We start from the raw sequence: 18,648 nt of genomic DNA, 5'->3' as shown, positions 1-18,648 counted from the left end.
TCGCACAAAGACTTACGAGGCGGGGGCAATCCCGTGCCCGCCTCCTGAGACCAACAGGACCTGCGTAATCGAATGCCCAATACTGAATTTTCCCCGTCAATCGACAGCCGTCCGACCTATGCCGGACTGGTTTCGCAAGGCGCTACCCCGGCAATCATGGTCGCCGATGAGGCCGGTGCCGCAGCACTTGTCGATCTTGCCGCCACAGATGCCTCTGTCATGGATCATGCCCATATTGTGCTTGTCGCGAAATCTGCGGGCGTGGCGGAACGGCTCAAAAGCCTGAAACCCGTTGCCGTCCACATTGCCCCGGATTTCGACGCCGCCACCCCGCTTGTGGACAAGCTTCTGGGCGAGGCGCGCATGGGTACGCAGCTTTATCTGGCGGGATCCGAGGGGCTGATCGGACATGTGTCCGCCATGGCCTTTGCCGCCGGATTGCCGATGGACGAAATTCAGACAGAGCATCGCGGTTCCATCGCACGCCGCATTCAATGTGTGCATTGCAAGGGCATCACCGAGGAGGTGATGACCGATCCGTTCACCTGCTCCCATTGCGGGCTGACGCTGTTTGTGCGGGATCATTTTTCCCGCCGTCTCGGCGTTTTTCAGGGCGTCTGTGTCGATGCGGAAACGCCGGGCATTGTGCCAGAGACCGTGGAGATCCGAGCATGAGAAAGCTTGCTTTGAAAGTCACCGAGATCGAACAGCTCTCCCCGCTGGTAAAACGCTTCCGGTTCGAGGATCCGACGGGCGCTTCCCTGCCGGTGTTTTCCGGCGGCGCGCATATCACGGTTGAGATGCCAGAAAAGACTGAAGCAGGCGATACGATCCGCCGCAACTCCTATTCGCTGATCTCCGATCCTTACGATGGCAGCGGCTATGAGATCGCCGTGCGTCGCGAGGACAAGGGGCGGGGCGGCTCGCTTTATATGCACAGATGCGTGTCCGAAGGGGATGACATCACCGTCTCCGTGCCCTCGAACCTGTTTCAACTCGATTTGCGCGCGAGAAAGCACGTCCTAATTGGCGGCGGTATCGGCATCACGCCGTTTCTGTCGCAGCTCAAACAACTCGACATGGAGCAAAAACCCTATGAGCTGCACTACGCCGCGCGTTCGCGTGAGGAAGCTGCTGGCGTGAAGCTTTTGCCGCAGGCGGCGCATATTCATGTGCATATCTCGGAAGAGGGCTCGCGCATGGACCTTGGTGCCATTCTCGACGGTCAGCCGCTTGGCACCCATGTCTATACCTGTGGTCCTGAGGGACTGATCACGGCGGTGGCCGATCAGACGGCGCGCCTCGGTTGGCCAAAAGCTGCGGTTCATTCCGAGGCCTTCACTGCCCCGCCACCGGGCGAGCCCTTCGACGTGGTGATCGCCTCCACCGGTCAAACCGTGCATGTGAAAGCCGATCAGAGCCTGTTGGAGGCTTTGGAAGCTGCCAGGGTTGAGGTGGATTATTCCTGCCGCGGCGGGGCCTGCGGGCGCTGTCAGACCAAGGTGATCGCCTGTGACGGGCGCATCCTGCACAACGATCACTGGCTGTCGGAAGACGAGCGCGCCGCGCAAAAAGACATCATGCCCTGCATGTCGCGATTCAAAGGCGCGCGGCTTGAACTGGACCTGTGAGGAGACTTTCCCATGACCATGCACTTCAATGACGAGACCTTCCGGGGCGATTATACCTATCACAACTCGCCGGAGGCGATCCGCCGCTTTCCCTTTCCGTTCGATCAGGACACATACATGTATTCGGTGAATATCGAACAGCATCCGGGCGGGCCGAAAGGGTCCCCGTTTGAGTTCAAGTTCGACGTGGATGAGCATTACGTGTCCGAAATGAAGGACCGGGAGATCACCCTCGCGGAAGATCCGCTGCGGTGTCAGTCTCTGCCGCATATGGAGCTTGCGGGTTGGGATTTGCTCGAACTCATCATGGTCGCGAAGGCCAAGGATTATCCCGAGCTTTTTACCCTCAACCGGGATGGCAACGCGTGGCACTGGATTAACAAGCCCTTGGGGATCGAAAAGAAATTCACCTTCCTCGATCCGACCACGTTGCCTTGCGGGCCGATGGAATACATCACGCGTCAGACCCAAGGCGATTTTGCTCTGCTGCACGAGCGCGACGGCAACCTGTGGATGGACGCGGGCATGGTGACGTCCCAAGCCGATTGGTCGCTGGATTTCGACGTGGGCATGAACTTTTTCGAATGGCATGCGCCGGTGCCGAAAGCCCGCAAGATGGGTGTGTTCGACAAGGCGCTCAAGTTCCTTCTGGCCGTGGAGCAGGGGCAGCATTACCGTCGGTTGAACTGGACCATGACCGTGAACCCGCGTTTGGATACCTCGCCTGAGAATTACCACAAATGGGGCCCGGAAAAGCGCACGATCACGCCGGAGAACGTCGGCCAGAAGCAATTCCTGCGCGTCGAGCTTCAGACATTTTTCCGCCTGCCGCGCTCCAATGCGCTGGCGTTTCCGATCCGCTGCTACCTGATGAACCTCGCAGACATCGCCACCCAGCCGAAATGGGGCCGCCGGTTGCACCGCGTGCTGCGCGACATCGACCCAGCGCTTGCGGAATATAAGGGGTTTGCGGTCAATCAGGAGACCATCGTCAACTATCTGTCGCAGTTCGATGATGGTGCCGAAACCTCTCCGGGGATTTTCCCGGACTAAACGAAAGGGAAAGATGTGGCGTGGTTTCTGGTGATTGTGGCCGGTCTGCTTGAAGCGATCTGGGCGACGACGATGAAATATTCGAACGGGTTCACGCTGTTCTGGCCGAGTGTGGCGACAGTGCTTACCATGCTCGTCTCTTTCGTCATGTTGTCGGTTGCGATGAAGACCCTGCCCTTGGGGCCGTCCTACATGGTCTGGGTCGGCATCGGTGCGCTCGGGGCCTTCATTGCCGGGATCGTGCTGCATGGCGAAGCGTTGAGCCTCACGCGCGTCGCTGCTGCCGCGCTGATCGTGGCGGGAATGGGGCTGATGAAGCTTTCGGCTTAAGCCGGGAGGCCGGTTATGGAGCGGGCTTGCAAAAGGATTGCGCGGCGCAATCCCTCTGGCGGTTCAAAATGTCGGCCACAGACCGGTCCGACCGCCTCCACGAGCGCCGCGATCATCACGGCTTTGCGGCTCACATCCTGCGCCGGGATATCTGGTGCAAGCGCGGAGATCATGTGTTCGAGCACGCCGGTGTGAAAGCGGCAGGTCTGCGCGAAGTGCTGTGCCGGGCCGTCCTGGCGCAGCGCCAGATCCTTGAGGCCGGTGGTGATGGCACGCGCGCGCGGATCGGCGGCGCGGTCCATGCGAAATTCGAGATAGGCGGTGAAGCGCTGCGCCACATCCGTGAGACGCAGAGTTCCGCGTGCCTTCAACTCCGACAGACGCCGGGCGAGAACGTAACGGGTAACGGCGGTCAGCAAATCTTCCTGAGTGGCGAAGTAATATTGCAGATTGCTCAGCCGCATATCGCAGCGCCGCGCGAGCGCCCGAAAGGTCAGCCCGGCGACGCCTTCTTCGGCCAGAATCGTTTCCGCTTCCTCCAGCACCTTTTCGACGGTCGCCCGGCTTTTGGCGGAGGGCGCGGCCACACCGTAAAGCTCGTTGGGTGTGTGGCCGGAGCTCAGATGCGCCAGCGTTTCGTCAAGAGAAAGGGACATGTCAAACGGCTCTGATCCTGAGACGGTGGAATGCCCATGCCCCTATCCGCCGCCGGGGAGGAGGTCAATTGCTTTGCAGAAGGTTCCGTCGCGCAAGCTTTCTCATAGACGGTTGGAAATCCAGCGGCACTGATAGGGCGCGAAGGTGATGTTCGGTTTGCTCAGGTCGATTTTCTCGCCGGTCAACAGGTCATACCACGCCTCTCCGTCGATCAGGTTGATCGAGATCTGCGGCACCTCGACCATGCGGTCGGTGACATTGTGCAGAGCGAAAATCGACTGGTCGCGGGCGGGGGACTGCCGCCAGATGCCGAACAGATCTTCGCCCAGATGCATGGTGAACTGGGTGGCATTGGGATGGAACGCCTTTTGCGCGATACGAATGCCGATCCGACGTTTCATCTCGGCCAGAACCTGTGCGTTTTGGCTTTGCGGATCGTCGAGCAGGGCGCGCAGTTCCGGGTAATTCCAGCGATGTCGGTTGATCGCACGTTTGACGCCGGTCTTCTCGACGCCTGCGTGATCGTTGTGGGTGGCGATCAGCGAATGGATGTAGAAGGCTGGCACCCCTTCGAGCGCCATGACGATGGTTTGCGAGCAGAGAAAGCGCTCCACCTGTTTGCCGTCCTCGCCCTTCTCGATGGTCCCCTTGAGCGCATCGAAATAGGTGATGTTGAGCTCATAGGGTTTCTCCGAGCCGTCGGGCAGGGAGCGCATCGACACCAGCCCGCCGGAATCGCGCACGCGCTGGATCACCTGACCGAGTTCCTCGGGTGCCAGAAGCCCTTCGGCTCCGCGCACGCCGATGCCGTCATGGGAGGCGGAGAAGTTGAGATAGGCACATCCCAACTGCGCCGGTGGCATCCGCATCAGCCATTGGTTGAGATAAAGCGAGCTTCCCGACAGGAGCGCGTGCAGCAGCAGGGGCGGCAGCGAGAAGTTGTAGATCATATGCGCTTCGTTGCGGTTGCCGAAATAGCTCAGGTTTTCGGCATTGGGCACGTTGGTCTCGGTCAGCAAAACCACGCGTTCCTCGGCGTAATCGCACAGAAGACGCATCAGACGCACGATGGCATGGGTTTGCGGCAGGTGAATGCAGGTCGTGCCCAGCTCTTTCCAGATGAAGGCCACGGCATCGAGACGGACGATGCGCACGCCGTTATCGACATGCAGACGCATGATCCGCAGGAATTCCAGAAGCACCTCGGGATTCTTGAAGTCCACGTCGATCTGATCGTGCGAGAAAGTGCACCAGACATGTTTCGGCCCGTTGACTGTCGACACCTCGCGCAGCAGAGGAGAGGTGCGCGGGCGGGTGACCATGGACAGATCGTCTTCGGGAGAGGCCTCGACGAAGAACTTGTCATAGGGCTCATGACCCTGACGGTATTCGGTGAACCATGTGGACATCGAGGACACATGGTTGAGAACCAGATCGGACATCAGGCGGAATTCACTGCCTATGCGTTGAATGTCGGCCCAGTCGCCAAGCTGACTGTTGACCTGACGATAATCGGTGACCGCAAACCCGTCGTCGGAAGTGAAAGGAAAGAAGGGCAGGATATGCACCCCGTGCACCGTGCCCTTGAGATAGCGGTTCAGGAAATCGTAGAGCAGGTCGAGCGGCTTGTGCTGGCCGTCGATCAGAGAATTGCCATAGGTGATGACCAGCGTGTCGGTCTCGTTCCAGAGACTGTTGCCCGGTGTCCGTGCCCGTGTGCGCGGCTGGGTGCCCTCGGGCCAGAAAGCCGAGACGATCTCTTCGGCAAGGCGCTTGCTGTTCTGTTCCGGATAAATCTGGCCAATCAGCGCGCGTAGACGCGTGCTGAATTGCGAAGACGGTTTTGCCATCGGGCGTCCCCTTCTGTTGCTCTTTGTCTTGGGTAAATCAAACCGCTTGCACAGGTTCAATGGAGGGGCCGGGGAATTTCCGGCATTCCTGTGCAAAATCTAAAGGAAGCGGGGTCGCCGTTTCAAAACCGCTCAAAAATCAGGCGGTCGAAACGGTTTCGGGCAAAATGCCGGTCTGTGTGCGATGTCGGGAGACTCAGGTGCGGGGATCAGACGTGATCTCTCAGAGATGTGTCGATCAGCCAGCCACCGGGGCCCGCGACCCGATCGGGGAGCGCCACGATCATAACTTCGCGGATTGCGATGGTGGTCATGATGGCCAGAGCCAACTGGTCAAAGGTGATGGCGGACAGGGTCATGGCAACACTCCTTGAAGAACGCAATTTTGACGCTGACAGGGAAAGTGGGCCGAAATGTGGCCGTCAGGTGGCGGCTTTGGGGTGCTGCTGTATCATTTGATGTCAACCTTTGAACGGATCGTCCGGGTAGCCCACGCCCACGAGATAAAGCCCCTCCGGCGGACAGACCGGCCCGCAGGCCGCGCGATCCTTTGCCGCCAGCGCCGCGCTTACATCCTCCGGTGTCCATGCCCCGGAGCCGACGCGCTCCAAGGTGCCGACGAAAGAGCGGACCTGATTATGGAGGAATGAGCGTGCCCGGAAATGGAACCGGAATTCCTGCCCGTAAGGGATGTCCATGACCTCGACGCGGGCCTCGTCGAGCGTTTTCACCGGGCTGTCCGCCTGACACATGGTCGAGCGGAAAGTGGTGAAATCGTGCAATCCGATCAGCCGGTCGGCCCCCGCTTGCATCGCATCACGGTCGAGATCGTGATTGACCCGCCACGCCAGCCCTGCGTCATGCACCAAAGGCGCCCGCCGAGAAATCAGCCGGAACATATAGCGCCGCTCCATCGCCGAGAACCGCGCGTGCCAGTCGTCATCGACCCTTGCCGCTTTGAGGATCGCCACCGGGTTGGGTTTCAAGTGATGGTTAAGCGCTTCGGAAAGGCGGAACGGATCCCAGTCCTTTGCCATGTCGCAATGCGCCACCTGTCCGGTCGCGTGCACCCCGGCATCCGTGCGCCCCGCCGCGCCAATCCCCGGACAATCGGGTTCGAGTTTGCGCAGGGCTTCCTCCACCGCCGCCTGCACGGAGGGGTGCTCTTTCTGGCGCTGCCAACCGGCAAACGGCGCGCCGTGATATTCGATCAGAAGGGCGTATCTGGGCATATGCGGGCCATAGCGCGGCGGGGAGGGCGCGTCCAGTGTTTCTCCCTTACAACCGCGTCTTCGAATGCCTATGTTGAGCGGGTAAACATCGGAAAAGAGGCGACGGATTTGATCCTCAACACCATTGCAGACCGGATTTTGCGCGGCGTCGAAACGGTACAGGACGGCGTGCATGAGGTGCTGTTCGAACCGGTGATCCGCTTGGGCGTCACCGGGCTGTCGCGCTCCGGCAAAACGGTGTTCATCACCTCTCTGGTCGCCAACCTTCTGGATCGGGGCCGGATGCCGCAATTCGGACCGGCGACCGCGATCACCGCCGCCTATCTGCAACCGCAGCCGGACGACACCGTGCCACGTTTCGACTACGAAGCGCATCTCTCCGCGCTCACCTCGCCCGAGCCGCATTGGCCCGAGAGCACCCGCGCGGTTTCTGAATTGCGCCTGTCATTCAAAGTGCGGCCTGCGGGGCTCCTCGGTGGTTTGACTGGGCAAAAAACCGTGCATCTCGACATCGTGGATTATCCCGGTGAGTGGCTTCTGGACCTTGGCCTGATGGAGAAATCCTATGCCGAGTGGTCCGCCGAGGCGTTGAACGCCGCACGGGATCGCGCGGAAGGGGCGGATTTCGTGTCTGCGCTGGAGGTCTCTGATCCAACCGCGAAACACGATGAGCCGACGGCCAAGGCGCTGGCCCAAAGCTTCACCGCCTATCTGCAATCGGCCCGTGCAGCAGGCTATTCGGATTGTACGCCGGGGCGGTTCCTTTTGCCGGGCGAGTTGGATGGCTCCCCGGTTTTGACCTTCGCACCTCTCCCCGAAGGCGCGGCTCCGCGCGGCTCGCTCCACCGCGAGTTCGAGCGTCGTTTCGAGGCTTATAAACGCGAGGTGGTCAAGCCCTTCTTTCGGGATCATTTCTCCCGCATCGACCGGCAGATTGTCCTTGTCGATGCGTTGGGCGCGATCCATTCCGGCCCGAAAGCGGTCGAGGATCTGCGCCGTACCATGGCGGATATCCTGTCGGCTTTCCGCCCCGGTCGGGTGGGGCGGATCATGTCGCTCTTGGGTCAGCACAAGGTGGAGAAAATCCTGTTCGCGGCCACCAAGGCCGATCACATCCATCACAATCAACATCCGCGTCTGACCGCGATCATGGAGGCGATGCTGCGCGATGCCCGGGACCGCGCCGATTTTGCCGGTGCTTCGACGCAGGCAATGTCTCTGGCGGCGCTGCGGGCCACGGTCGAGGAGACGATGCAGCATGAGGGCCAAAGCCTCGATGTGGTGCGCGGCATGACGGAAAGCGGCAAGCAGGCGGCGTTTTACCCGGGGGAACTGCCCGAAGACCCGTCGCATATCCTGTCGCCTGCGCGCAAGGGCGCGGAGCGCTGGTTGGACGCGCAATACGAGATCATGAAGTTTCGCCCCGCGCGTCTGACCCTGCGCCCCGGCGAAGGCCCGCCGCATATCCGGCTCGACCGCGCCGCCGAGTTCCTGATCGGAGACAAGCTATGAGTGAGACACATCCCGGTGAGAAACGCGGCCCCATTCTGATCGAATTGGAAGAGGACGCGACGGTGAACCCTTCCACCGCCGATCCCGTGCCCGATCTTGCCCCGCTCGCGCGTCCTGCGGCGATGGAGAGGGTGGCGATTCTGGCGGCGCGCAAGCCCTCCGCTCTGGCGCGCTGGTTCTGGCGGCTGTTCGCGGCGCTTTTTGCCTTCACGGTCTCTATTGTCACCTATGACGCGATCATGGGCCTGATCGCGGCGCATCCCGTGTTGGGCTATGTCGCTTTGGGGCTGACGGGCGCGTTCCTGATCGTTCTGGCCGCGATTGCCTTGCGGGAATTGTCGGCTTTTGCGCGGCTTAAGCGCATCGACACGCTGCAAAGGGCGGCGGGGGAGGCGATTGTGGCCTCTGACCTGAAAGCCGCGAAATCTGTCGCCGACAAGCTCCTGTCGGTCTATGCGCATCGCTCGGAGTTGAACTGGGGCAAGGAGCGGTTCCGCGAGCGCGAGGCGGAGGTGTTCGATGCTGACGGGATCTTGACCTTGGCTGAGACGGAACTTCTTGTGCCTCTGGATGCTGCCGCCCGGCGCGAAGTCGAAGCCGCCGCGCGTCAGGTCGCCACCGTGACGGCACTTGTTCCGCTAGCCTTGGCGGATGTGTTCACGGCGCTGACCGCCAACCTGCGGATGATCCGGCGGATTGCCGAAATTTATGGCGGGCGCTCAGGCACGCTCGGCTCCTGGCGGGTGACGAAATCCGTGCTCACCCATCTGGTCGCGACCGGGGCCGTCGCCGTGGGGGATGATCTCATCGGCACCATGGCCGGGGGCGGCGTGATGGCGAAGGTTTCGCGGCGGTTCGGCGAGGGTGTCGTCAACGGCGCGCTGACCGCGCGGGTCGGTGTCGCCGCGATCGAGGTTTGTCGTCCGTTGCCGTTTCTGAAAGCGAAAAAACCTTCGGTATCGGGCACGGTGAAACGCGCGCTGACCGGGCTTTTCGACAGAAGCTCCGAGTAGATCAGAACAGCTTGGGCGGCGCGTCCTTCGGCTGATCGCGCTGTGCGATCCCCATGCGGAAGGCGCGGCCGATCCGGTGGGCGATCTCCGACCATTTTGCCGCCGTTTCCGCATCCAGTTCCGCGTTCAGGGTCTCGTCGAACAGTCCGAGCCACATCGCGAAGTGATGTTCCTTCACCTCCGGTGCCATGAGATGCACACGCTGCGGGAAGCCGTCGTAATTGCGTTCATGCAGAATCGCATTGCGCCAGAATCGCCCGATCTTTTCCTCATGTGCGGGCCAGTCCCCGACATGGGCGGCGAAGACCGGGGCAAGCTCCGGGTGTTTGCGCACACCGGCGTAGAAGCGTTTGAGCACACGGTCCATGTCGGCGTGGCTTATCTCGAATTTGGGTGGCAGGGCGGAACGGGTCTCGGACATCGGGGACTCCTTTTGCCAAAGCTATATTCCGAATGAGTTTTTTCGGCCAGAGTCGGCCAAGGACTAAATGTCGCGCATATTCCGACAGTTTCACTTTTCATTCCTGAGTGTTTTTGTTGTTGAGTAAATTTATCAACTATTTGATTTTATTAAATAATTTTCTTGAAGTTTCTGTGCGAAGGGCCTATATCAAACCCAGCAAGGATGAAAAGCCACCCACACAGGCAGCCATTCTCCCAGCCACTTCAGCCAAAACGCCAAAGTTTACGAGCCCGAATTGGGGAGTATCACCATGTCCGAGACCGCCTGCAAAACCTGCGCCTTTTTTGAAATCAAAGCCGCCAAAACCGATGCCAAGGGCGAATGCCGCTTCAACCCGCCGGTCTTCCTGACCGAGGAAGAGCACAAAGGCATGTGGCCGGTGGTGCAATCCGACGACTGGTGTGGCCATTTCGAACAAGACGCCGCCTGAGCCTTACGGGATACGCGATCCAGCCGGCCAGACAGTGACGCAGCAAGCTCGGGAAAACCCAGCCAGCGACGCCGCCCTCCAGCCCGCCAGAGAGCACATGAGAAAGGGATGCCACAGAGATGTTTCTGCGGCGTCCCTTTTTCATATTGGGGTCCTGTCAAGACGGGTTTACCGCCCGGCACCGGCGTCCTATAAGGCGCGCATGACTTTTGTGGCGATCATTATTCGAATTATCAGCCCGGCGCTCTGAAGACACGAGCCGCCGGGACAAGGCGTATGGAGACCCGCGCCGACTTCGAACATCCCCACACCTCCCAAGGACGACGACCATGTGTTCCGAGACGACCACACCCGAGTATAAAGACACGCTCAATCTGCCGAAAACCGATTTCCCGATGCGCGCGGGGCTTCCGAACCGCGAACCCGCTTGGCTGGAGCGTTGGGAAAAGATTGACGTCTACGAAAAACTGCGCGCCAAGGGCAAGGCGGACGGGCGTCCGTCTTTTGTTCTGCATGATGGCCCTCCCTATGCCAACGGGCATCTGCACATCGGTCACGCTCTGAACAAGACGATCAAGGACATCATCACACGCTCGCATCAGATGATGGGCTTTGACGCGCGGTACGTGCCGGGTTGGGATTGTCACGGTCTGCCGATCGAATGGAAGATCGAGGAGCAATACCGCAAGAAGGGTAAGAACAAGGACGAGGTTCCCGTGGTGGACTTCCGTCAGGAATGCCGCGCCTTTGCCGATGAATGGGTGAACATCCAGCGCGAGGAATTCAAACGTCTCGGCGTTTATGGCAAATGGGACGATCCGTATCTGACGATGAATTTCCATGCCGAGGCGGTAATCGCCGAAGAGTTCATGAAGTTCCTGATGAACGGGACTTTGTATCAGGGGTCGAAGCCTGTGATGTGGTCGCCGGTGGAGAAAACCGCGCTGGCCGAGGCGGAGATCGAATATCACGATCACAAGTCGCATACGATCTGGGTGCCGTTTAAGGTGCGTATCGTCTCTGGAGACGGTGCAAAGTTGACGAGCACGGACCTGCTCGAAGCCCGTGTCGTGATCTGGACCACCACGCCCTGGACGATCCCGTCGAACAAGGCTGTCGCATATAATCCGATGATCTCTTACGGTCTTTACAAGGTCGAGGCGACCGAAGAGGAAAGCTGGACCAAGCCGGGTGATCTCTATGTCTTTGCCGATGCGCTCGCCGGGGACGCTCTGGGCAAATCCCGTGTGACCGAGTTTACCCGCGTGCGGGACGTGACCTCCGAGGAACTCTCCGGACTGACACTCGATCATCCATTTAACGGCATCGAAGGCGCCAATGGCTTCTGGGACTACGACGTGCCGATGATCGACGGCGATCACGTCACCGACGATGCCGGGACCGGCTTTGTGCACACCGCGCCCAGCCATGGTGCCGACGACTATGAGTGTTTCGTCAAGCGCAACTGGCTCGACCGGATGACCCATAACGTTGGCGAGGAATCCGAATTCCTGCCGCATGTGCCGTTCTTTGGCCCGGAAATCAATCCGATTGCCGGCAAAGGAAATGCTCTTCGGGTGTTCGATCAGAAGGGCAAAGAGGGCAAGGCCAATACGGCGGTGATCAACAAGCTCGTCGAGGTCGGCGGCATCATCGCGCGCGGTCGTGTGACCCACTCCTACCCGCATTCCTGGCGCTCGAAAGCGCCGGTGATCTTCCGCAACACACCGCAATGGTTTGTTTCCGTCGACAAGAAACTCGACGATGGCATGGGCACCTATGGCGATACGATCCGGACCCGCGCGCTGACCTCCATCGACAAGCTCGTCAAATGGACGCCGCAAACCGGGCGCAACCGGCTTTATTCGATGATCGAGAACCGCCCGGATTGGGTGCTCTCGCGTCAACGCGCCTGGGGTGTGCCGCTGACCTGCTTCACGAAGAAGGGTCTTTTGCCGACCGACGAAGGTTTCCTCTTGCGCAATGAGGAGGTGAACAAACGCATCTCCGCCGCGTTCGAGGAAAACGGCGCAGATGTCTGGTACGAAGAGGGTTTCAAGGAACGCGTGCTTGGCAATGTCGTGAACCCCGACGAATACGAACAGGTGTTCGACGTGCTCGACGTGTGGTTCGATTCTGGCTCGACTCACGCTTTCGTGCTGCGTGACCGCGAAGACGGCACGCCCGATGGCATCGCCGACGTCTATCTGGAAGGTACGGACCAGCACCGCGGCTGGTTCCATTCGTCTTTGTTGCAGGCCTGCGGCACGAAAGGGCGTGCGCCTTATAAAAACGTTGTGACGCATGGGTTTACCCTTGATGAGAAGGGCATGAAAATGTCCAAGTCTCTGGGCAACACCATCGTGCCGGAGCAGATCGTCAAGCAATACGGCGCCGATATTCTGCGGCTCTGGGTGGCGCAGACGGATTACACCGCCGATCAGCGGATCGGGCCGGAAATCCTCAAAGGCACCGCCGACAGCTATCGTCGTCTGCGCAACACGATGCGCTTCATCCTCGGCTCGCTGGGCGATTTCAATGAGGCCGACCGGATGCATTGCCGCGACATGCCGGAGTTGGAGCGATGGGTTTTGCATCGTCTTGCGGAACTCGACACCACGGTGCGTGAGGGCTACGAGACCTTCGATTTCTCCGGCGTCTGGCAGGCGGTGTTCAATTTTGCGACCGTCGATCTGTCGTCCTTCTATTTCGACATCCGCAAGGACGTGCTCTATTGCGATGGCGACACGGATCGTCGCCGCGCGGCGCTCACCGTTCTCGACATCCTGTTCCATCGCCTGACCACTTGGCTCGCCCCGATCCTCGTGTTCACCATGGAAGAGGTCTGGCTCGAACGCTTCCCGGGCGAGGAAAGCTCCGTGCATCTGGTGGATTTCCCGGAGGCTACGCCGGGTTGGCTTGATGGCGATCTGGCGGCGAAATGGGCGGGCATCCGCAAGGCGCGCCGGGTTGTGACCGCAGCCCTCGAAGTGCAGCGTCGCGACAAGGTGATTGGCGCGTCTCTGGAGGCTGCACCCACGGTGCATGTCGAGGATGCGAGCTTGCTTGCGGCGCTGAAATCCGTCGATTTCGACGATCTCTGCATCACCTCCGCGATCACGCTGAGCGGCGATCCCGCGCCCTCCGAGGCTTTCCGCCTCGAAGGTGAGGTCGAAGGCATCGGTGTCGTCTTCGAGAAGGCCGAAGGGCAGAAATGTCAGCGCTGCTGGAAAATCCTGCCGGATGTGGGGACCCACAGCCACGCGGGCGTTTGCGGGCGCTGTGACGAAGCTTTGGGCTGATACGCGGGCCTTTTGTCCGACACGATCAAACGGGGCCATTGGCCCCGTTTTTCATATCACTTACCCATATTGTTTATCTGGCATCGCGGAACGCATCTTCCACCCATTTCCATTCCTCATCGGTCAAAATGCCGTCGCCGTCCCGGTCGTAAAACGCCAGAAGCTGTGACAGTTGCGCGAGAAAATCCTCTTGCGTAATGCGCGTGATGGTCGCGACCTCTTGCAGTTTCGGGTGCTTTTCCTCTGATCCTGTGCCGATCTCCGACATTTCAAATCCCCATTTTCCCCTGATCTCGCCTCAGCATAGGCCCAGAGAGGTGAACAAATGGTGAGGAGGATCAGGCCTTTTTCGCTCGCGGATGGGCGGCTTGGTAAACTTCGAGCAGGCGCGCTCCATCGACCGCCGTATAGGCCTGTGTTGTCGACAGCGACGCATGGCCCAGAAGTTCCTGAATCGCCCGAAGATCGCCACCCGCATTCAAAAGATGCGTGGCAAAGGAGTGGCGCATGGCGTGTGGTGTCACGGAAGAGGGAAGGCCAAGTTGCATCCGTGCGGTCTCTGTCACCTTGGCGATGAGCCGTGGGTTGAGCGCGCCGCCGCGTTTGCCCCGAAACAGCGGGGCGTCAGCCGTCAAATCATGGGGGCAAAGCCGCGCGTATTCGGCCACCGCACGCCGGGCGGCGGGCAGGACGGGCACGATGCGCTCCTTGTCGCCCTTGCCGACGATGCGGATCACCTCGCCCAAGGGCAAGGCCGCGCCGGTCAGTGACAGGGCCTCGGATATCCGCAGGCCGCAGCCGTAAAGCAGCGTCACCACCGCCACGTCCCGCGCGGCAATCCACGGCTCGTCATGTTGCAGATCGACGGTCGCAAGCATGTCGCGCGCGGCATCGGGGGAAAGTGGACGGGGGAGTTTTTTCTGAAACTTCGGCGAGCGGGTGGAGAGGATGGCGGTCGGATCGAACGTCTCGCGTTCGGCCAGCCAGCGGGTGAAGGTCTTGACCGCCGAAAGCGACCGCGCGAGCGAGCGTGGCGCGACGCCACGGGAACGTTCATGCGCCATCCAGGCGCGCATGTCGGTGATCCTGAGACGCGCGATCTGCGCCACACCAAAGGTGCCGCCCTCATGTTCGGCAAGAAACGACAGCCAGCCCGAAACATCCCGGCAATAGGCGATGATCGTGTGCTCTGAGGCGGATTTCAGCGCGCGTTCATGATCGAGCCAACTCGCAAGCCGGTCGCGCAGCGCCTCTGAAATCGCGAGGCTCATCCGAGGTAACGGCGCATCATCCGCTCGAACACGCCCGCGAAGAAGGTCAGAAGGTCGGTGCCTTGCGTCGGGCGGAACATATGCGGGTCCTCGGCGCCGAAAATCAACAGACCGGGCAGACGCCCTAGGCCGAGATCGAGCGTCATGAGGGCTTCGGAATGCACGAAACTATCGCCATGGATCACATCCGTCTCGGGCGAGACCTGACGCAGGGTGACCGGTCGCACCGGCACGTTGCGCCCATAGGTGATATAGTTCTCGATAAACCCGGGCTCGGCGGTGATCAGCACCTTGCCGAGCTTGCGAATGGCGGGTTCTTCTTCGGTGACCTTGGTTTCGAGCAGCAGTTTCACACTGTCGAGCCGCAGGGTCTGGGCCACCTCGCCCGAGAGTGCGTTGAGGAATTCGGTGAACTGCGTCGGCTGCAAGAGCTGCAACACGGCGCGGTGGATCTGGTTGGTGCCCGCGAGATTCTCGTAGGCGGCGGCGATGACGCCACGATGGGTGTCTTCGAGGCGTTCGAGACGTTCTTCGAGGCGCTCCATGGCGAGACCGCGCAGATCGACGACATTGGCTCCGGTGCCGCGCTCGTTGGCGGCGATCAGGGCGCGCATCACGTCCAGATCCTCAAGCACCATATCCGGGTCGGAAATGATCTTTTCGCGCAATTCATCGGCCAAAGGCGTGACCGCCCGGGGAAGCTGGGTACTCATGGTGCCTCATCTACTGTCTCGATCCGCCGGTTTTCCGGTCGTTGTTCTGACTATGCCCGAAAACCGGGGGCGGGTGCAAATATTTGTACGCTCCCGTGCGGCAGGCACAAAAAATCCCCCGGACCTGTGGCGCGGGGGACTCTTTGAAATCTCCGGGAGATCGGATCAGACGATCTTGATCACACGATTTTAATTCCGGCCTCTTCGGCGTCCTTGACGAATTGCGCCAGCCCCTTGTCGGTCAGCACATGGTTCGCCATGGCCTTGATCACGGCGGGCGGTGCGGTGATCACGTCGGCACCGATTTTCGCGCATTCGGAAATATGGTTCACGGTGCGGATCGAGGCGGCGAGGATTTCGGTCTCGAAGCCATAATTGTCGTAAACCGTGCGGATGTCTTCGATCAGGTCGACGCCATCGAGGTTGATATCATCGAGTCGCCCGATGAAGGGAGAGATGAAGCTCGCCCCGGCTTTCGCGGCCAGAATCGCCTGATTGACCGAGAAACAGAGCGTCACGTTGATCTTGTGCCCTTCGCCGGAGAGCGTCTTGCAGGCCTTGAGACCGTCGAGCGTCAGCGGCAGTTTGATCACCACGTTGTCGGCGATGGTCGCCAGTTTGCGGCCTTCCTTGATCATGCTGTCGTAATCGAGAGCGACCACCTCGGCGGAGACGGGGCCGTCCACCATGTCACAGATTTCCTTGGTGACTTCGAGAATGTCGCGACCGGATTTCTTGATCAGGGAGGGGTTGGTGGTGACGCCATCGACAAAACCCAGATCGTTGAGCTCGCGGATCGCATCGACATCGGCGGTATCGACAAAGAATTTCATGGGCGCTTCTCCTTTCGCCTGACTGTTAGCGCCTACATAATCCAATGTGGCTGACAGAGAAAGGGGGTCTGGGAAAGGGGGGCTGGCTTGCCCCGGACAAACCCCCTATCTCTGAACCATGGATGACGATTTCTTCCCCGAAGGCGCGCTTGTCGCTGTGCTCACCACCGAACCGCTGGACCGGACGCTGGATTACAAAGCGCCTGAAGGCGGGGTGGAGCTTGGTGCCTATGTCGCGGTGCCTTTGGGGCCGCGCAAGGTTCTGGGTTGTGTCTGGGGTGCGGGGGCCGGTGGGTTCGATCTGTCGAAGGCACGTTCCGTCTCTTCCGTGCTCGACGTGGCGCCGATGCGCGAGGAGATGCGGCTGTTTCTTGAGAAAGTTGCCGCTTACACCCTGACCCCGATGCCCGCCATGCTGCGGCTTGCGACCCGTGCGCCGGGGCTGATGAACCCGCCCTCGATGCGCAAGGTGTATCGTCGGGGCGAGGGGCGCCCGCCACGGGAAACCGATGCGCGCAGGCGGGTGCTGGACACTTTGGAAGACTACGGTGGGCTGGCTTTCACGCTCAAGGAACTGGCCGACACGGCGGGGGTGACGCCCTCGGTGATCAAGGGGCTGTTGCCCACGGGGGCGATCATCGAGGAGGACACGCCGCGCGATCTGCCCTATCGGCGGCTCGACGCAGACGCACCGGGCAAGGAACTGACCGAGGCGCAGGCGGCGGCGGCAAAAGCGCTGCGAGACTCGGTGGCCACTGAGCGCTATTCCACCACGCTTTTGAAGGGCGTCACTGGGTCCGGCAAGACGGAGGTCTATCTCGAAGCCGTCGCCGAATGCCTGCGCCATGGCCGTCAGGCGCTTGTGCTTTTGCCGGAGATCGCACTGACCTCTGCCTTTCTCACTCGCTTTGAGGAACGTTTTGGCGCGCGCCCTGCCGAATGGCATTCGGGCGTCACCATGACCGAACGTCGCCGGGTTTGGAAAATGGTCGGCCAAGGCGGCGCGCAGGTGGTGATCGGCGCACGCTCCGCGCTTTATCTGCCGTTTCGGAACCTCGGGCTGATCGTGGTCGATGAGGAACATGACGGATCCTACAAACAGGAGGACGGGGTGCATTACAACGCCCGCGACATGGCGGTTTTGCGCGCGTCCCTGTGCTCCGCCGCGGTGGTTCTGGCCTCCGCCACGCCCTCGCTCGAAACCTGGGCCAATGTCGAGGCCGGGAAGTATAAGCGGCTCGATCTCGAAAGCCGCTATGGCCCCGCCGTGATGCCCGATATGTTTGCTATCGACATGCGAGGGGAGAAACTTCCGGCGACACGGTTCATATCGGATGCGCTTGTGGGGGCGGTGCGCAAGCGCATGGAGAAGGGCGAACAATCGCTGCTGTTTCTGAACCGTCGCGGCTATGCGCCGGTGACGATCTGCCGGGCCTGTGGCTATCAGATCCAATGCGATCATTGCGATGCGCGGATGGTCGAGCACCGGTTCCTCAAACGCCTCGTGTGCCACCAATGTGGCGAAACGAAACCGATGCCGGAGGCCTGTCCCTCCTGTGGTGTCGAGGGGCGTCTGGCCCCCGTTGGCCCCGGTGTCGAACGTCTGGCCGAAGAGGTCGCGGAACGCTTCCCGGAGGCGAAATGCGCGGTGCTCTCATCTGATCTCTTTGCCTCGGCGCGGGCACTGAAGGAGCAAATCCGCCTGATTGCCGAGGGCGACACGGACATCATCATCGGTACGCAACTCGTGGCGAAAGGGCATAACTTCCCGAACCTGACGCTTGTGGGCGTGATCGACGCCGATCTCGGGCTTCAGGGTTCCGATCTACGCGCCGCGGAGCGGACGTTTCAGCTCATGCGTCAGGTGGCAGGGCGCGCCGGGCGGTCGGAGAAAAAGGGTGTCGCGCTTTTGCAGACCTACCAGCCGGAGCATCCGGTGATCCGGGCCATTCTGGCCGGCGATGAGGAAGGGTTTTGGCAGACCGAGGCGGCTGAGCGCAAGATGGCGGGTGTGCCGCCTTATGGACGGATGGCGGGGATCATCCTGTCCGGGCCGGATCTTGCGGTGGTTTCCGATGTGGCGAATCATCTGGCGCGCATCGCCGGGCCGTTGCAGCGGGTGGGCGCGCAGCTTTTCGGTCCCGCACCTGCGCCGATTGCCCGCGTGCGGGGGCGGCATCGCATCCGGCTTCTGGTCAAGGCTGACAAGAGCGCGCCGATCCAGGTGGCGATTGCCGCGTGGATCGGGCAGGTGAAGCTGCCCGCGAATGTGCGGTTGCAGATCGACATCGACCCGCAATCCTTCTGGTGAGGGGGGGAGGGGCGCTGCCCCTCACTTGGCGCGGGTGTCCCGCGCCA

Annotated in this window: 18 protein-coding genes; 9 read left to right on the top strand and 9 right to left on the bottom strand. The window is 60.8% G+C overall.

Annotated features, from left to right (window positions below; all coding sequences use genetic code 11):
• Window positions 1–72 precede the first annotated feature (72 nt).
• From C8N42_RS01800 to C8N42_RS01785, 4 genes are read left to right on the top strand one after another with little or no spacing between them, the layout of a single operon-like run.
• Window positions 73–675 carry a dimethylamine monooxygenase subunit DmmA family protein gene (locus tag C8N42_RS01800; protein WP_107814820.1) on the top strand — a complete coding sequence of 201 codons (603 nt, stop codon included), beginning with the start codon at window positions 73–75 and terminating at the stop codon, window positions 673–675.
• The gene (locus tag C8N42_RS01795) at window positions 672–1,631 is read left to right on the top strand and encodes a PDR/VanB family oxidoreductase (protein WP_107814819.1); all 960 of its coding nucleotides are present in this window, start codon (window positions 672–674) and stop codon (window positions 1,629–1,631) included. Before C8N42_RS01800 ends, C8N42_RS01795 begins: the two co-directional genes overlap by 4 nt.
• Before the next feature lie 12 nt (window positions 1,632–1,643).
• Window positions 1,644–2,684, top strand: a complete 1,041-nt coding sequence (locus tag C8N42_RS01790; protein ID WP_107814818.1) for a heme-dependent oxidative N-demethylase family protein — start codon at window positions 1,644–1,646, stop codon at window positions 2,682–2,684.
• Window positions 2,685–2,699: 15 nt separating this feature from the next.
• Window positions 2,700–3,014: a DMT family transporter gene (locus C8N42_RS01785; RefSeq protein WP_107814817.1), complete on the top strand. Its 315-nt coding sequence runs from the start codon at window positions 2,700–2,702 to the stop codon at window positions 3,012–3,014.
• Here the strand turns inward: C8N42_RS01785 and C8N42_RS01780 are convergent.
• The 4 genes from C8N42_RS01780 to truA form a co-directional block, all read right to left on the bottom strand.
• Window positions 3,011–3,670: a TetR/AcrR family transcriptional regulator gene (locus tag C8N42_RS01780; RefSeq protein ID WP_107814816.1), complete on the bottom strand. Its 660-nt coding sequence runs from the start codon at window positions 3,668–3,670 to the stop codon at window positions 3,011–3,013. The genes C8N42_RS01785 and C8N42_RS01780 overlap by 4 nt on opposite strands.
• A 102-nt stretch (window positions 3,671–3,772) precedes the next feature.
• Window positions 3,773–5,521 (bottom strand): sugar phosphorylase, encoded by a 1,749-nt coding sequence (locus C8N42_RS01775; RefSeq protein ID WP_107814815.1) that lies wholly within the window; start codon window positions 5,519–5,521, stop codon window positions 3,773–3,775.
• A gap of 209 nt (window positions 5,522–5,730) precedes the next feature.
• Entirely contained in the window at window positions 5,731–5,880 is a 150-nt protein-coding gene (locus C8N42_RS21475; RefSeq protein WP_170109161.1) for a hypothetical protein, read from the bottom strand.
• A 102-nt stretch (window positions 5,881–5,982) separates the two neighbouring features.
• Entirely contained in the window at window positions 5,983–6,753 is a 771-nt protein-coding gene (gene truA, locus C8N42_RS01770) for a tRNA pseudouridine(38-40) synthase TruA (protein ID WP_107814814.1), read from the bottom strand.
• A 108-nt stretch (window positions 6,754–6,861) separates the two neighbouring features.
• On the opposite strand from truA, the gene C8N42_RS01765 reads away from it, so the two are divergent.
• Together C8N42_RS01765 and C8N42_RS01760 are read left to right on the top strand one after the other, a co-directional pair.
• A complete protein-coding gene (locus tag C8N42_RS01765) occupies window positions 6,862–8,265 on the top strand; it encodes a YcjX family GTP-binding protein (protein ID WP_107814813.1) in 1,404 nt (467 codons plus the stop codon).
• Window positions 8,262–9,278 carry a YcjF family protein gene (locus C8N42_RS01760; RefSeq protein WP_107814812.1) on the top strand — a complete coding sequence of 339 codons (1,017 nt, stop codon included), beginning with the start codon at window positions 8,262–8,264 and terminating at the stop codon, window positions 9,276–9,278. Before C8N42_RS01765 ends, C8N42_RS01760 begins: the two co-directional genes overlap by 4 nt.
• Before the next feature lies 1 nt (window position 9,279).
• Here C8N42_RS01760 and C8N42_RS01755 read toward each other — a convergent pair whose 3' ends face one another.
• Window positions 9,280–9,699, bottom strand: a complete 420-nt coding sequence (locus C8N42_RS01755; protein ID WP_107814811.1) for a group III truncated hemoglobin — start codon at window positions 9,697–9,699, stop codon at window positions 9,280–9,282.
• 292 nt (window positions 9,700–9,991) lie between these two features.
• On the opposite strand from C8N42_RS01755, the gene C8N42_RS01750 reads away from it, so the two are divergent.
• Window positions 9,992–10,171 carry a hypothetical protein gene (locus tag C8N42_RS01750; protein ID WP_107814810.1) on the top strand — a complete coding sequence of 60 codons (180 nt, stop codon included), beginning with the start codon at window positions 9,992–9,994 and terminating at the stop codon, window positions 10,169–10,171.
• A gap of 329 nt (window positions 10,172–10,500) precedes the next feature.
• Window positions 10,501–13,473 (top strand): isoleucine--tRNA ligase, encoded by a 2,973-nt coding sequence (gene ileS, locus C8N42_RS01745; RefSeq protein WP_107814809.1) that lies wholly within the window; start codon window positions 10,501–10,503, stop codon window positions 13,471–13,473.
• 73 nt (window positions 13,474–13,546) lie between these two features.
• On the opposite strand, the gene C8N42_RS01740 is transcribed toward ileS, so the two are convergent.
• The 4 genes from C8N42_RS01740 to fsa all read right to left on the bottom strand — a co-directional run bounded on the left by C8N42_RS01740 (window position 13,547) and on the right by fsa (window position 16,290).
• Window positions 13,547–13,741, bottom strand: coding sequence for a hypothetical protein (locus tag C8N42_RS01740; RefSeq protein ID WP_107814808.1), 195 nt, complete (start codon window positions 13,739–13,741; stop codon window positions 13,547–13,549).
• 70 nt (window positions 13,742–13,811) lie between these two features.
• Window positions 13,812–14,744, bottom strand: a complete 933-nt coding sequence (locus C8N42_RS01735) for a tyrosine recombinase XerC (protein ID WP_107814807.1) — start codon at window positions 14,742–14,744, stop codon at window positions 13,812–13,814.
• Window positions 14,741–15,457, bottom strand: coding sequence for a DUF484 family protein (locus tag C8N42_RS01730; protein ID WP_107814806.1), 717 nt, complete (start codon window positions 15,455–15,457; stop codon window positions 14,741–14,743). The genes C8N42_RS01735 and C8N42_RS01730 overlap by 4 nt, the downstream gene beginning before the upstream one ends.
• A gap of 179 nt (window positions 15,458–15,636) precedes the next feature.
• The gene (fsa, locus tag C8N42_RS01725) at window positions 15,637–16,290 is read right to left on the bottom strand and encodes a fructose-6-phosphate aldolase (RefSeq protein WP_107814805.1); all 654 of its coding nucleotides are present in this window, start codon (window positions 16,288–16,290) and stop codon (window positions 15,637–15,639) included.
• Between the two features lie 118 nt (window positions 16,291–16,408).
• Between fsa and C8N42_RS01720 the strand changes: the two genes are divergently transcribed.
• Window positions 16,409–18,601: a primosomal protein N' gene (locus C8N42_RS01720; RefSeq protein ID WP_107814804.1), complete on the top strand. Its 2,193-nt coding sequence runs from the start codon at window positions 16,409–16,411 to the stop codon at window positions 18,599–18,601.
• Window positions 18,602–18,648: the final 47 nt, after the last annotated feature.

The organism is Celeribacter persicus, from assembly GCF_003050785.1.
GTDB lineage: Bacteria > Pseudomonadota > Alphaproteobacteria > Rhodobacterales > Rhodobacteraceae > Celeribacter > Celeribacter persicus.
The sequence above is the reverse complement of the archived record's forward strand: the minus strand, read 5'-3'. Positions and strand labels throughout refer to the sequence as shown.

What these genes read in the sequence shown, in the direction of transcription:
- C8N42_RS01800 (WP_107814820.1), top strand. Translation starts at nt 73, where the DNA reads ATGCCCAATACTGAATTTTCCCCGTCAATCGACAGCCGTCCGACCTAT.
- C8N42_RS01795 (WP_107814819.1), top strand. Translation starts at nt 672, where the DNA reads ATGAGAAAGCTTGCTTTGAAAGTCACCGAGATCGAACAGCTCTCCCCG.
- C8N42_RS01790 (WP_107814818.1), top strand. Translation starts at nt 1,644, where the DNA reads ATGACCATGCACTTCAATGACGAGACCTTCCGGGGCGATTATACCTAT.
- C8N42_RS01780 (WP_107814816.1), bottom strand. Translation starts at nt 3,670, where the DNA reads ATGTCCCTTTCTCTTGACGAAACGCTGGCGCATCTGAGCTCCGGCCAC.
- C8N42_RS01775 (WP_107814815.1), bottom strand. Translation starts at nt 5,521, where the DNA reads ATGGCAAAACCGTCTTCGCAATTCAGCACGCGTCTACGCGCGCTGATT.
- C8N42_RS21475 (WP_170109161.1), bottom strand. Translation starts at nt 5,880, where the DNA reads ATGACCCTGTCCGCCATCACCTTTGACCAGTTGGCTCTGGCCATCATG.
- truA (WP_107814814.1), bottom strand. Translation starts at nt 6,753, where the DNA reads ATGCCCAGATACGCCCTTCTGATCGAATATCACGGCGCGCCGTTTGCC.
- C8N42_RS01760 (WP_107814812.1), top strand. Translation starts at nt 8,262, where the DNA reads ATGAGTGAGACACATCCCGGTGAGAAACGCGGCCCCATTCTGATCGAA.
- C8N42_RS01755 (WP_107814811.1), bottom strand. Translation starts at nt 9,699, where the DNA reads ATGTCCGAGACCCGTTCCGCCCTGCCACCCAAATTCGAGATAAGCCAC.
- C8N42_RS01750 (WP_107814810.1), top strand. Translation starts at nt 9,992, where the DNA reads ATGTCCGAGACCGCCTGCAAAACCTGCGCCTTTTTTGAAATCAAAGCC.
- ileS (WP_107814809.1), top strand. Translation starts at nt 10,501, where the DNA reads ATGTGTTCCGAGACGACCACACCCGAGTATAAAGACACGCTCAATCTG.
- C8N42_RS01740 (WP_107814808.1), bottom strand. Translation starts at nt 13,741, where the DNA reads ATGTCGGAGATCGGCACAGGATCAGAGGAAAAGCACCCGAAACTGCAA.
- C8N42_RS01735 (WP_107814807.1), bottom strand. Translation starts at nt 14,744, where the DNA reads ATGAGCCTCGCGATTTCAGAGGCGCTGCGCGACCGGCTTGCGAGTTGG.
- C8N42_RS01730 (WP_107814806.1), bottom strand. Translation starts at nt 15,457, where the DNA reads ATGAGTACCCAGCTTCCCCGGGCGGTCACGCCTTTGGCCGATGAATTG.
- fsa (WP_107814805.1), bottom strand. Translation starts at nt 16,290, where the DNA reads ATGAAATTCTTTGTCGATACCGCCGATGTCGATGCGATCCGCGAGCTC.
- C8N42_RS01720 (WP_107814804.1), top strand. Translation starts at nt 16,409, where the DNA reads ATGGATGACGATTTCTTCCCCGAAGGCGCGCTTGTCGCTGTGCTCACC.